Source organism: Nocardiopsis halotolerans DSM 44410 (assembly GCF_000341065.1).
GTDB lineage: Bacteria > Actinomycetota > Actinomycetes > Streptosporangiales > Streptosporangiaceae > Nocardiopsis > Nocardiopsis halotolerans.
The window spans coordinates 1-12,871 of sequence record NZ_ANAX01000112.1 but is presented as its reverse complement, the minus strand read 5'-3'; the positions used below and the strand labels follow the sequence as shown (position 1 = coordinate 12,871).

General features: G+C 72.4%; 10 protein-coding genes and 1 pseudogene. 2 read left to right on the top strand and 9 right to left on the bottom strand.

Annotated elements, in window-relative coordinates; translation table 11 throughout:
- From D455_RS0108885 to D455_RS32140, 4 genes are all read right to left on the bottom strand, one after another.
- The coding region (locus D455_RS0108885) for a hypothetical protein (RefSeq protein WP_017570383.1) at window positions 1-561 on the bottom strand (561 nt) is incomplete at its 3' end.
- Between the two features lie 114 nt (window positions 562-675).
- Window positions 676-1,383, bottom strand: coding sequence for a Crp/Fnr family transcriptional regulator (locus tag D455_RS0108880; protein ID WP_017570382.1), 708 nt, complete (start codon window positions 1,381-1,383; stop codon window positions 676-678).
- Between the two features lie 196 nt (window positions 1,384-1,579).
- The gene (locus D455_RS0108875; protein ID WP_026122457.1) at window positions 1,580-2,584 is read right to left on the bottom strand and encodes an SEC-C metal-binding domain-containing protein; all 1,005 of its coding nucleotides are present in this window, start codon (window positions 2,582-2,584) and stop codon (window positions 1,580-1,582) included.
- Window positions 2,585-2,646: 62 nt separating this feature from the next.
- Window positions 2,647-5,391 (bottom strand): DUF4132 domain-containing protein, encoded by a 2,745-nt coding sequence (locus D455_RS32140; RefSeq protein WP_017570380.1) that lies wholly within the window; start codon window positions 5,389-5,391, stop codon window positions 2,647-2,649.
- Between the two features lie 277 nt (window positions 5,392-5,668).
- On the opposite strand from D455_RS32140, the gene D455_RS0108865 reads away from it, so the two are divergent.
- Complete coding sequence (locus D455_RS0108865) at window positions 5,669-6,232, top strand: hemerythrin domain-containing protein (RefSeq protein WP_017570379.1); 564 nt, start codon at window positions 5,669-5,671, stop codon at window positions 6,230-6,232.
- Between the two features lie 244 nt (window positions 6,233-6,476).
- On the opposite strand, the gene D455_RS0108860 is transcribed toward D455_RS0108865, so the two are convergent.
- The 3 genes from D455_RS0108860 to D455_RS0108850 form a co-directional block, all read right to left on the bottom strand.
- The gene (locus tag D455_RS0108860; protein ID WP_017570378.1) at window positions 6,477-6,818 is read right to left on the bottom strand and encodes a hypothetical protein; all 342 of its coding nucleotides are present in this window, start codon (window positions 6,816-6,818) and stop codon (window positions 6,477-6,479) included.
- A gap of 274 nt (window positions 6,819-7,092) precedes the next feature.
- Window positions 7,093-7,452, bottom strand: coding sequence for a cupin domain-containing protein (locus tag D455_RS0108855; RefSeq protein WP_017570377.1), 360 nt, complete (start codon window positions 7,450-7,452; stop codon window positions 7,093-7,095).
- A 121-nt stretch (window positions 7,453-7,573) separates the two neighbouring features.
- Window positions 7,574-8,281 (bottom strand): MgtC/SapB family protein, encoded by a 708-nt coding sequence (locus D455_RS0108850; RefSeq protein WP_017570376.1) that lies wholly within the window; start codon window positions 8,279-8,281, stop codon window positions 7,574-7,576.
- Window positions 8,282-8,474: 193 nt separating this feature from the next.
- On the opposite strand from D455_RS0108850, the gene D455_RS0108845 reads away from it, so the two are divergent.
- Window positions 8,475-10,547, top strand: a complete 2,073-nt coding sequence (locus tag D455_RS0108845) for an N-6 DNA methylase (RefSeq protein ID WP_017570375.1) — start codon at window positions 8,475-8,477, stop codon at window positions 10,545-10,547.
- Here the strand turns inward: D455_RS0108845 and D455_RS0108840 are convergent.
- Both D455_RS0108840 and D455_RS0108835 read right to left on the bottom strand, forming a co-directional pair.
- A complete protein-coding gene (locus D455_RS0108840; protein WP_017570374.1) occupies window positions 10,531-11,826 on the bottom strand; it encodes a purple acid phosphatase family protein in 1,296 nt (431 codons plus the stop codon). The two genes, D455_RS0108845 and D455_RS0108840, sit on opposite strands and share 17 nt — an antisense overlap.
- 143 nt (window positions 11,827-11,969) lie before the next feature.
- Window positions 11,970-12,871 (bottom strand): annotated as a pseudogene (locus D455_RS0108835) (hypothetical protein); the annotation flags it as partial.

Genomic DNA, 12,871 nt, shown 5'->3' with positions numbered 1-12,871 from the left:
GCGGACGGAGGCGAAGCCGCCGAGCACCACGTCCTCGTAGACACGGCGGGAGATGATGGTGGCCAGCAGGGTGGTGTCGGGGTCGGAGTTCTCCAGTTCGCGCCGCACGGGCTCGGAGTCCAGCAGCCTGTGGGTGCTGATCATCGCCTCCCCCATGGCGTCGATGCCGCTGCCGTCGCCTGTGTCGGGCAGGGGACCGACGTCGATGCTGGCGCGCAGCCGCATGCGCAGGTTCCGGTCGTGCATGGCGAGGACGGGCTGCACCTGCTCCAGGACCCGCTGGAGCTCCTCCAGGAACGGGCTGATGAGGTAGGGCAGGTGCTCGGGTTCGGCTCCCATCACGTAGCCGTCGCCGCTGTGCCGGGGGAAGCGCGCGTCCTTCCAGACCGGGAGCATGTCGGCGCGGGTGAACGCCTTCTCCAGCACCTCGGGGATCTTCTGGCCGATGATCTGCTGGTTTCGGGCGCTGCTTCGGCTGAACTTCTCCATGTCCACTGCCAGTACGGCACGGTAGGGAGGAAGGGGCGCGCTCTTGCCGATGTTGGACAGGTCGATCTCCACCGGGAACTCCTGAGGGTGTGGGGCCCTGGTCTCGGGCCGGGCGGGACCACACTCCCCGGCGCACGCGTCACGTGGTGTTCAGCTCTGAACACAACCAGCCGGAAGTGTCCGCCGTCACACCGTTTCGTCCTCCCCTGCCAGGGCCTCCAGCGCCGCCAGGTCGAGGATCGCCACGTACTGCCGCCCGGTGCGGATGACGCCCCGTTCGCGGAGGGAGGTGTAGGCGTTGTGCACCGAGGTGCGCGACATGCCCGCGAACTCGGCGATCTCGCGCTGGGCGAGGGGAATCCTCAGCAGGCAGCCGTGCGGGGCCGGTGCGTCACCGTCGGAGACGGGCGCGGGCATGGGCTCCCCCATCACGGAGGCGAGGTGGAGCAGGGCGGCGGGCAACCTGCGCTCGGCGGGAAGGGACGTCTGCCGCACCCTGATGCGGTCGCCCTCGTCCTGGCGCATGAGGGCGCTGCGCCACAGTACGGGCTCCAGACCGAGTTCGGCCAGCAGACGTTGGAAGCGCTCGGCGGGGAGGAAAGCCGTGCTGCTCGGGGACAGGGCCGTCACCGTGGCGCTCCTGGGGCGATCTCCGGCCAGGGAGGACTCCCCCAGCATCTCCCCGCAGGCACGGAAGGCCAGGGGAACGCAGGAACCGTCGGCCCGGAAGGAGACCACCTTCGCGCGGCCGCTCACCATGAGGTGGACCCCTCGGCCGACCTCCCCCTGCCGCAGAAGGGTGTCCCCCGCCGCGAACATCCGGGGCAGGGCCGAGGCGAGCAGGCGTTCCCACTGCCCGTCGGTGACCAGCCCTCCGAAACCGCGCCTGTCCACGTCCTGCTTCCCCTCTCCTCTCGGAGCACCACCGGCAGGAGGATTCTCACAGAGCGTGTCCGGACCAGTGCGGCACTGGCCGGATCCGGCCACCACCAGCACAGTGCTCAGGAGTGGACCGGGAGACACACCCGCCCAACGACAGCGGTGGAGGCACCGCGGTCTCCTCTTCCCCGCCGGTTCGACCCCGAAGCGCTCAGCGGTTGGAGGGGGAGCCGCAGCACTTCTTGTACTTGCGTCCCGAGGCGCACCAGCAGGGCTCGTTGCGGCCGGGCGGCCACGCCCGGAGCCTCGGGTCGTCCGCGCTCAGCTCCAGGTCCACCCAGTCAAGGTCGGTGTCGCCGTCCGCCGGGTCCTGGCCGGAGAGTTCGGCGAACTCCACGATCTCCTTCACACCGTGCAGTACCACGCTCCGCCGTACCTCCGGGTGTTCGCGGGCCCGTTCCCGGAGGGTCCGTTCGGCGGCGCGGTAGTAGGCGTCGGCGCCGCGCTCGACGTCCTCCCCCGTGAGGAGTCCCCGCGTGCGGGCCTCGTCGAAGGCCTCACGGGAGTAGAACGTCTCCACCTCGCCGTCCGGGCCCTCGTCCTCCCAATCCCCGCCCTCGTCGCCGGGGAAGTCCGTCAGGCCCTCCACCTGCCGTTGGGCCACGGCCAGGGCCACGTCGTCGTGCGCGTCGCGTTCCAGGCCCAGGTTCATCCGTGCCAGCAGGCGGCTGACGATCGGTGCCAGGGTGAGGTCGTCCTCGTCCGCGAGGTCCTCCGGCGACGCGGCGAGCAACCGCCGGGCGGCGACGTTGTGGCAACGCAGCGCCTCGTCCCACCGCTCCAGTTCCTGGAGGTCCTCGCCGAGGAGCTGGGCGGGCCCCTCTCCCAGGTGGCCGGGGCGGAGCAGGTCGGAGGTGATCCGCTCCGCCTCGGCGGTGTCCTCCGCGTCCTCGCTCTCGCGCAGGAGTCTGGCCAGCTCGACGGAGGCGTACTGGCGGTCCTCGGAGGTGGGCAGGTGATCGCGCACGGCCGCCAGCAGGTGACGGGCCCGGTCCGCGTGTCCCCCGCGCTTCAGGTCGTCGGCGAACCCCATGAGGAGCTCGCCCGTGTGGTTGGGTTCGGCGGCCAGGTCGTCCAGGAGGTGGCGGGGCAGGTCCAGTTCCTGGAGCGCGGCCGTCAGGAGCGCGTCATCGCTGGCGGGAGCGTGGTCGGTCATGGCCACCAGCCTAGGGTTCGCCGGAACCCCGGGCGCCGCGTTTCCCGGAAGACGCCGACCTCCTATCCGTCCAGCCCGCGGCGGATCTGCCTGGTGATGCTCGCGTCCTCGATGGCGCTGTCCCCGGCCAGCAGCAGGGCCTTGGACAGGATCAGTGCCAGGCGGCCTCCGTCCTGTTCGAAGGGCAGGAACACCCTCGGCCCCCTCTTCCTGTCCGAGGGCACGACGCACAGGTAGGAGTCGTCCGGTTCCATCAGGACGTTGGCGCTGCCCAGGTGGATCCGGTAGGAGCGCAGGTCCCCGCGCACCCGCAGGAAGCGGCCGTCGATCTCCAGCCGGTCGGCCACGCGCAGCCGCGGCAGCAGACGCGCCAGGGCCTCGCGCCGCACGACGGCGTTCTCGGTGAGTTCACCGAAGGCCGCCCGGCGCCAGTAGGGCAGGTGGGGGCTCTCCCCACGGTCGACCCACGCGGGGTCGGCCGCGATCGAGGACACCCCCACCGCCAGGTCCACGTCGCGCATCGCCTCGGACAGCACCAGCGGTGGCACCTCCGCCAGCGGAACGGGTTCCCTCTCGCCCGCACGGCGGAAGCGGACCTGGTCGGTGCGGCAGTGCCGTACGGGGTCGACGTCGAACTCGTCGTCGGCCAGGGCGATGTCGAGGGTGGCCTCCCAGGAGGTGTCGCTCTCCCGGTCGGTGTAGAGGCACGTGGCGGGTCCGTCCTCACCGCCGTGCCAGCCGCCCAGCTGGTGGACGCTCCACCCGCGCTCGTTCAGCAGGGCCTTGGCCTGCCCGTACCTGAGGATGTGGGCGGCGTACCGGTTGGAGTGGACACGGGTGTCCTCCTCCGCCGGGGTGAGCGGGTAGATCTCCCGGTACGCCTGTTTGAAGGGCTGGGCGATGTCCCGGTCGGTCAGGTGCGTCCGCCACCGCCGCACCGTCTCCGGCTGGTCCCGCACGGGGTGCCACAGCCGCACCCGGGCGGCGCCGTCCGCGGTCGCGGTGTGCGCGATCTCCGTTCCGTCGGGGTCGGCCAGGAGCCAGTGGTCCCCGTCGGCCTCGGGCAGCCCGCACGCCCAGGTCCGGCCGTCGTCTCCGCTCACCTCCCACACAAGCCGCCGGGCGAGCGTCCCGGTGACCGGGTGGTCGAGGTAGTACCGGACCCAGGACGCGGCGTCCCACACCCGGCCCTGGGCCAGGAACCCCTCCAGGCGGACCCGTTCGGCCGCCACCACCTGGCGCAGCTCCTTGAGTTCGGCCCGCAGCGCCTTGACCTCGTCGGGGTGCGACGTGCGCAGGGCGGCGGGCGGGCTCGCGGCGGGGCGTCCCTTCGCCGAGACGAAACCCAGCGCGGCACTGCCGTCCGCATTCAGCGTCATGGTGACCGGGTTCTCGCCCAGCCGGTCGGTCCGGGTCCCGTCGCGGTCCAGTCCGAAGTCGGGGACGGTGCGTTCGAGCAGCTGTTCCCCGGTGATGCCCAGCCGGTCGGCGATCGTGTTCAGGGCCCTGTCGACCACCCTGGAGAGGGTCTTCTTCCTGACCTTCGCGCGGACGCGGGCGAGGGCGGCGACGGCCTCGTCGGTTCCGCGCTCGGCCAGGATCCGGACGCAGGCGGATGCCGTGCGTTCGGAACGCAGCAGTTTGGAGCCGTTCGGTCCGGTTCCGGTGAACAGCGCGACCCGTTCCAGGAGGGGCAGCGACCAGGTGTCGTCCTCGGAGGCCAGCTCCCGCACCGCCCACACCAGGCCGTTGACGATGTTGTGCACGTGGATCAGGAAGTAGGCCGTGCTCGAACCGTAGTGGCCCTCCTCGGCCCGCGGCGTGCGCAGCACCACCTCCACCACGCGCCGTAGCACGTCCTCCGTGTCGGGGATCGCGGCCAGCCTGCGTCGAAGCCCGTCGCGCCACTCGCGCTTGGGCCGGGAACCGGGCGGGACCAGGAAGTAGACGAACAGCTCGGCCAGGCCGGGGTGGGCGGCCAGCGAGGGTTCGCGTTCACGCAGCAGGTCGCCGAACGGGTCTCCTTCGGGGAGGAGGTGTTCGACGGCCAGGGGAGCGCCCAGGCGGAGGAGGAGCAGGAGCACCCGTGTGTGGGGCTGGAGCTCGTCGGGTTCGTAGCGGAACAGCTCCCTCCCGCGCTCCTGGCAGCGCGCCCGGTACTCCTGGAGCTGCCGCACGCACGGGGCCAGGACGTGGTCCTCCACCCGCTCGCAGACGTGGAGGTGGGAGTCCGACCAGGTGAGCCGTTGCGCGTCCGCGTGCAGGAGCAGGGAGAGCAGGGCGCTGTCCCAGGGCAGAGCCATGCGGGACAGGGTGAACGCGGCACGCTGGTGGATGCGGGAGAAGTAGTGGAGGTAGCGGTCGTACTCGTCGACCTCGATGGGCCGGGGATAGTGGGCGTTGACCAGGAACCAGAGCATCAGGCGCGGTTTCAGGTCATCGTCGCAGCGGTCGATCAGGTCGCGCAGCGGTGTTCCCACACTCAGTGTGGAGATCCCCCTGTCCCCGTTCCAGCCCTGACCGGGGATGCCGGGGTGGGGCGGGGCGTGGGTGTGCACGACCCGGACGCACTCCTCGATCAGCTCCGGCAGGCCGGGGGCGTACAGACGGCCCAGGACCTCCTCGACCCGCGCGGGCACCGTGTCCCGGTAGGCCCGGGAACCCCTCCCCCTGGCGTCGACGCCCAGGGCGAACTCCTCGGCGGTCCGCCTGGCCCACTCCAGGGCCTCCGCGGAGGGGACGATCGAGGTGTGGGGCGGCTCGCCGGGAACCGGGGAGTTCTCGACCGGGAGGAGGTCTCGGGGCATGGGGGTGGTTCCCTTCGTCGGCGTGGGGTTCGCGTGTGGGAACACGCTAGTGAGGGGAACCGACAGATCCCCGGGAGCGGCCAGCCCCCCTTCGGAGGGCCGGGAGGGACGGGGCACACCCGGTCGGCGTCCACTCCCCCGGCGGGGCGGGCGCACCGCCCGGCCCCTCACACCACGACCCCCGGTGGACCGCGACCAACCACGACCGCCGTGTTAGGAGGGGGCCGTCTCGGGCAGTGGTCGTCGATATCCGTGTCCGGAATTCCAGGGGGAGACAATGACCGCGGAAACCCAGAAACCCGACCTCATCGACGTCATCATCTCCGACCACCGTCAGGTCGAGCGAATATTCACGGAGCTGGAGGGCTCTCTCTCACCCGGGGACCGCAAGCAGCTGACCGAGCACGTGATCACCGAACTGGTACGGCATTCGGTCGCCGAGGAGCAGCACATGTACCCTGCGGCACGCCGGGTGCTGGACGACGGCGACCAGATCGCCGACCACGAGCTCCAGGAGCACGCCGAGGCCGAGCAGGTGATGAAGGACCTGGAGGGTCTGGACGCCGACGACCCCGAGTTCCAGCGGCTGCTGAACACGCTGATCTCGGACATCCGTCACCACGTCGAGGACGAGGAGAAGGACCTGCTGCCGCGTCTGCGCGCCGCGTGTACGCAGGAGGAGTTGCGTGACCTGGGCGCCAAGGTGGTCAAGGCCAAGGAGCAGGCGCCCACGCGCCCCCACCCCAGCGCGCCGGACACCCCGCCCGCCAACAGGATCCTGGACCCGGGGGCGGGGCTCATCGACCGGATGCGCGACGCGCTCTCGGGACGCAGCTCCTGAACGCCCGCCGCGCGGCCCCGTTCCCGGCAGGGGGACGGGGCCGCCGTGCGCGCGGCGTGTGAGTCCGGTCCACCGCGGTCCCGGCGCCTGTCCACGCCCTGCTTCCCCTCTCCTCCCGGAGCACCACCGGCAGGGGGATTCTCACAGAGCGTGTCCGGACCGGTGCGACACTGGCCGGATCCGGCCACCACCGGGATCCGGCGGGACCATCGGAAACCGCGCGGTCTCCACAGGGGTGCCGAACTCAGGAGAGGTGTTGAGCGATGATGGCCCACACGGGGAGGAGGAGCTCGAAGACGACCATTCCGGCGAACACGAGACCGCCACCGTAGTGGACGATGCCGGAGATCACGGCGTCGCGCCATGTGGAGCCGTCCCCGAGGTCCTCGTCGAACGCCGCCACGATCCAGAGGCCGGACACTCCTCCGACGACGAGAACGCCACAGAAAACCGCGAAGCGGTCAAGGAACAGGTCGGGCGTGAAGACCATCGTGAACAGCATCGCCACGAGTACCGCGCCCGCCAGCAGCATGACGGGGGCCAGGACGAGTCCGGTCGCGAAACCGAGGTTGGGGTACCTCAGCACGAACCGGCGCGGCCATGAGGGTTCTTCTCGACGATCGCGTCCTCGATCGCTTCCGTAGGTCGTGAACAGCGCGGGTGTGGCTTCTTCCGCCGGGCGCGCCGCCCGGGACCTCGTCCACGGCTTCCTCAGGAACCGCCGCCCGCCTGGTTTCCGGACCTTTGGCTGAAAACAGGGCAAACCGGCCCCGTCCTTTCGATGTTGACAGATATGCCAACTATCGCCCCGGACGCTGCCGACGGCAATACGGTCTCCCCGGGTCGGCCGCCACCGGCGCTCAGTGGTGCACGTGGCTGCGGGGGTCCAGCAGGATCACCAGGATCCGCGCGGTGCCCACGGGGGTGACCGCGTGGGGGACGGACGCGGCCACGTGGACCATGCCGCCCGGTTCCAGTTCGTGACTCTGCCCCTCGACGTCGAACCGGACCCGGCCCTCGACGACCTGCACGAGGATCGGCGAGGGCGACGTGTGTTCCCTGAGCCCGGAGTCCTCGTCCAACGCCATGTGCACGATCCGGACGTCGCCGCCCGAGAACAGGCGCGAGGGCGCGACACGGCCCTCCCTGGCCGGGGTCTGCTCCCTGAGCTGCTCGAACCCCGTGGTGATGAGTGTGGCCGCGACGCCCTCGTCGGTCATGTGCATGTTTCCCCCACGCTCGTGGTTGCCAGCCGCTCCCAGCCTCGCACGGGAGGCGGGCGTCGCTCCGGGTTCCGCATCGGGCGTTTCCGGGCGGGCCGGCGGGTGGTCCGGGCAGCCCTCACTCCGGTTCCTCGTCCAGCTCCTGCCAGTGCACCGACGTCACCTCCGGCTCCAGGATGAGCCTTCTGACCAGCTGCTCCATCGCCTCGCCCTGGTGCCCGGAGGCGACGATGTCGGCGTACACGGCCGTTGATCCCCGCTCGTCGCCGAGGCCGCGGCAGTCCAGGGATCGCAGTGTGAACCCGGTTTCGGACAGGGCCTGGAGCAGCAGGGCCCGCACGTGGGTGTCCTGGGAGTCCGTGCACACGATCCGGACCCGGTAGGGGATCTCGTTCTCCTGGGACGCGGCCGGGGAACGCTTCTGGAGCCGCCGGGCCACCGGGCGCAGCAGGACGTTGGCGGCCACCACCGTCACCGCGCCCATGGCCGCGCCCGCGTAGACACCGCTTCCGGCCAGGACGCCGACGGCCGCGGCGCACCAGATCGTCGCCGCCGTGTTGATGCCGCGGATGTTGATGCCGTCGCGCAGGATGACGCCCGCGCCGAGGAAACCGATGCCCGACACCACCTGGGCGGCGACACGGGTGGGGCTGACCTCGTCGACGGTGTTCGCGGCCAGCAGCACGAACAGCGCCGAGCCCACGGAGACCAGCGCGTTGGTGCGCAGGCCCGCCATACGCGCCCGCCACTGGCGTTCGACACCCACCATCGCGCCCAGGACGAACGCGTAGCCAAGCCGGAGTGCGGCCTCCCACCATTCCAACATCCGCGCCACTCCCCACAGGTCTTCGTCCGGTCCCGGTACTGCACCCGGCTACCCCCGGCGCCTCCTCATACACCCGGGCGGTTGTGAAGGCGCCCAACCACGGGAACCCTTCGGGGCGGGAGTGTGCGCCCGGAGCCCCTCCCGTGCGCGTGTGTATAGTCGTGGCCTGTCCGTCGTCGCTGAGAGGGAGTCCATGAACACCGGTGAGGTGGAGGTGAGCTCGGCCGACATCGCCCGGATCGCGGGTGTGAAGCCGACGGCGGTGAGCAACTGGCGACGCCGCCACGACGACTTCCCCAGGCCGGTCGGGGGCACCGACCGCAGCCCGCGGTTCGACCTCGGCCAGGTGGAGGAGTGGCTGTCCACCCACCGCCAGGTTCCGAGCATCGACCCCGAACAGCGGCTGTGGCAGGCGCTCGACTCCCTGCGCGCCTCCGTCCCCGCCGACGCGGTCCTGGTCAGGGTCGGGGTACTCCTGCTCCGCCTGCGCGACGAGCCCGGTTCCGGGGACGACCCGACGCTGCCACGGCGCGCGTGGGAGTCCTTCGAGGAGTCCCTGGAGCGTGCGGGCCTGACCGCCCTGGCCGGGCACCGCCCCGAACCCGTACCCGAGGCGCAGCTGCCGCTGCTGGTCGACACCGCCGCGCGCGCCGCGCGCGAGGGTGACCCGCGTGCGGTCTTCGAGCGCCTGCTCGGCCGCCTGGACCAGCGCTCCCCCTCCGGCTCGCACACGGTTCCGCCCGAGCTGGCCGACCTCATGGTGCGCCTGGCCGGTGACGGGGACACCGTGGCCGACCCCGCGTGCGGACGGGGGGAGCTGCTGCTCGCCGCCGCACGGGGCGGGCGGCGTCCCCTGCTGGGGCAGGACCGCGACCCCGCGTCGGTGTGGTTGGGCGCACTGCGGCTGGCCTTCGCCGACGCCCTGGGGGAGGGAACGGACCTGCGTGTGGCGGACGCCCTGCGCTCCCCCGCGTTCACGGAGGGCGGTGCCGACACGGTCCTGTGCGCCCCGCCGTTCGGCGAGCGCAACTGGGGGGCCGAGGAGCTCGCGGACGATCCCCGCTGGACCTACGGCGTTCCCCCGCGCCTGGAGTCCGACCTGGCCTGGGTCCAGCACTGCCTGTCCCGGCTCCGCCCCGGCGGTTCGGCGGTGGTGCTGATGCCGCCCGGGGCCGCGCAACGCCCCTCGGGGCGCCGTATCCGGCGGTCCCTGCTGCGCTCGGGCGTGTTCCGCGCGGTGGTCTCGCTCCCGCCGGGGTTCGCCGCCCACTACGCCGTCCCCCTCCAGCTGTGGGTGCTGCGCCGCCCCGAGCGGGACACGGCGCCCGCTCCCGTGCTGCTCGTGGACACCGCCGAGCACGAACCCGGGCACACCCCCGCCCCCGCCGAGCTCGTCGCCCGCGTCGACGGGCTCTGGGAGGAGTACCTGACCGCCCCGGAGGGGTTCGCCGAACAGCCGGGGGTCGCGCGCACGCTGGACGTGGTCGACCTGCTGGACGAGGAGGTGGACCTGACCCCCCGCACCCGCCTGCCGGTCCCGCGCACCTCGGTCGGGGACCTGGACCTGTTCGCCGAGCGCCGCACGCGGTTGGAGGGCGCGCTGCGCACCCTGCGCACGCTCCTGCCCGAGGCCCCGCCGGTCGGGCGGGACGGCGGTGCGGCCGGGGTCGTCACCCTCGGAGAACTGGCCAGGGCGGGTTCGGTGACGGTTCGGCGGCCCGTTCCGCGGCGTTCGGCCGAGGACTCCGGCCCGCGTACCAGCGCCCGGGTGATCACCGGTGAGGACGTGGCGCGGGGGTCTGCGGCCTCGCGCACGGAGGAGGTCGACGCCGACCCGATGCGCAACCCCCCGATCCAGGAGGGCGACGTCCTCGTCCCGGCCGTGGCGCGCAGACCCACCGCACGGGTGGCGAGCGCCGAGGACGCGGGGGCCTATCCGGGCGGCGGGCTGTACGTGGTGCGCACGAACCCGGGCGCGGTCGATCCGTGGTTCCTGGCGGGGTTCGTCACCAGTTCCGGGGAGTCCCCCAACATCACCCGGATGAGCAGCAGCATGCGGGGCCACCTGAGGATCGATCCGTCCCGGATGCGCCTCCCGGTGCTGCCCGTGGAGGAGCAGCGGCGCTACGGGGAGCTCTTCCGGGGGGTGGCGCGGTTCCGGGAGGCCCTGGCGGAGCTCCAGGAGTGGGGCGAGGAGCTGGCCGACCAGGCCGTCGACCTGGTCGCCGGGCAGTGGGAGGCGGGGACGGTCACGAGCCGTCGGTGACGTGCTTGCCGTCGCCCTCCCTGACGATGGTGAAGGAGTCGACGGTCTCCCCGTCGGCGGTGCGGGCCCGGTACTCCAGGGTGTCGCCGTCCACCGAGACGGTCTGGAAGGTCTGGGTGTCGGTGAGCTGCACGCGGACCTCGGCGCCGTGCTCGGTCCAGCCCTCCTTGCCGGCGTCGTACATCTTGGGGCCGGTCACCGCGACCACGTAGACCGGAACGGTGCCGGACCCCTGGTCCCCTGCCAGGGTTCCGCGGCTGTAGGAGTGGTCGTGGCCCTGGAGGACCAGGTCCACGCCGTACTCCTCCAGGACCGGCAGCCACGTCTCGCGCAGGAGTTCGTTGTCGCGGTCGGGGTCGGCGGAGAAGAGCGGGTGGTGGAAGGTGACCACGGTCCACGGGTGCGGGTTGTCGGCCAGCGTCCGCTCCAGCCACCGCCGCTGGGTCTCCAGCCACCGCTCGGGGCTGCGCGGGGCCGCCTCGCGGTGGTTGGAGTTGAGCACCACGAACCGCACCCCCTGGTAGTCGGTGTGGTAGACGGTCTCGGGCAGGTCTTCGCCCCGGTCGGGACCGTTGCCCGCGCCGGGGAACCGCGGGACCCAGTGGTCGCTCAGGCTCCCGTCGGCGTACTCGTGGTTGCCGGGGCTGGTCACGTGGTTCATGCTCCCGGTGGCCGGGCCGAAGGCCTCGAACCACGCGTCCCACTGGGCGTCACTGTCGGCCGAGTCGACCAGGTCCCCGGAGTGTACGGCCAGTTCGGCGCCGGGTGCGGCCTCCAGCCCGGCCCGGATCACGGGAGCGGCCTCCTCGGCGATGTCGTCCTGGACGTCCCCGAAGTGGAGGAAGGTGAAGGGCTCGGCCCCCTCGGCGGCGGTGGTGAGGGTGCGCCAGTCGCTCACCGCGTTCCCACCGCCATCACCGCCACCGCCGCTGATCCGGCCGATCCGGTAGCGGTAGGCGGTGTCCGGCTCCAGGCCGGTGGCCGTGGCCGCGAAGGTGTCCCCGGGTTCCTCCCCTCCGGTGGCCCTTCCCCGGACCCGCGTGGTCCGCCCGGAGCCGTCCTCGGGCCCGATCTCCAGGAAGGACTCCTCCGCCCCGGCCGCGCGCCAGGTCACGGTCTGGGAGGTGCGGGGATCGGCGGTGGGTGAGAGGAGGACGTGGTCGACGGGACGCTCGGCCGTCTCCTCGGGGGCGCAGGCCCCCAGCCCCACCGCGACGACGACGCCGCACAGGGCCGCGAGCGCGCGACGCGGCACGGGGCGGGGAGGGGAGGTGGGCATGGGGTTCCTGTCCCTTCCTCTCGGGGTCCTCTCGTGGGCGTTCGCCGGGCACGGCCCCGGAGAGCCACCGCCCGGCCGGGGCCCGTCGCGTGGACGGAGCCCCGGTGTCGAGGGTCGGAGCCCACGGGTCGCGGGGGCGCCGACTACCCGGCCAGGGAGTTGAGCAGAGGCCCGAACTCCTCGTCGGAGGTCAGCAGCGAGACCGACCTGTTCTCGTGGTCGATCCTGGCTCCCACGGCACGCAGGTCGGGCGGCGCGCCCTGTTCCCGCGAGCGCGAACCGGGGTGCCACCAGTAGAGCTGGGCGCTGATGGGCTTGTCCCCGTCGGTGGTGAAGCGCTCGGCGATCTGCTGCATGTGGTCCATGGCGGCGATCGGGTGCCCCTGTCCCAGGGGGTGGGCGAGGATCACCTCGGGGACGGGGAAGGCCACGAGCGCGCCGTGCGGCAGGTCGCCCAGGTAGCGGCCCAGGGCGTGCACGTGCGCGGACACGTAGGGGTGCTGACCGCCGATGTGCACGATGTGGGCGCCCTGGACCTCGTGCTCGCTGACCTCGACGGTCTCGGCCACGGAGGCGGACACGGCCTCGCCGAAGACCTCGGCGTCGGGGCGGCCGGAGCGCTCGTGCGCCTGCCGGGGCAGCGGGCGCAGCGACTCGGGGCCGTCGATGACGACGGTCTGCCACAGGCCGGGGGCGATCTCGCGGGCCACGAGGGAGTCCAGAACCCCCTCGGGGAACGCGGAGGTGGGGTAGAGGCGGACCCGCAGCTGCCCGACCGGCCCGGACTCGCCCTCCCCCGTGGCCTGGCTCAGCTGCTGGACGGACGTGCGCGCGAACTGGGCGGCGTTGTGCGCGATCTGCTCGGGTGTGGCCTCGCTCAGGGCGGCGCGGAAGGCGCTGACGTCGGCGCTGGCGCTGTTGCCGTCGGGCAGGGCGACGACGAGCGTGTCGGCGCCCTGGAAGGAGGCCTGTACCCCCGCCTCGGCGAAGGCGGACACCAGGGCCGTGGCCACCGTGTCGTCGGGGTTGGCTCCCGCCCCGGGTC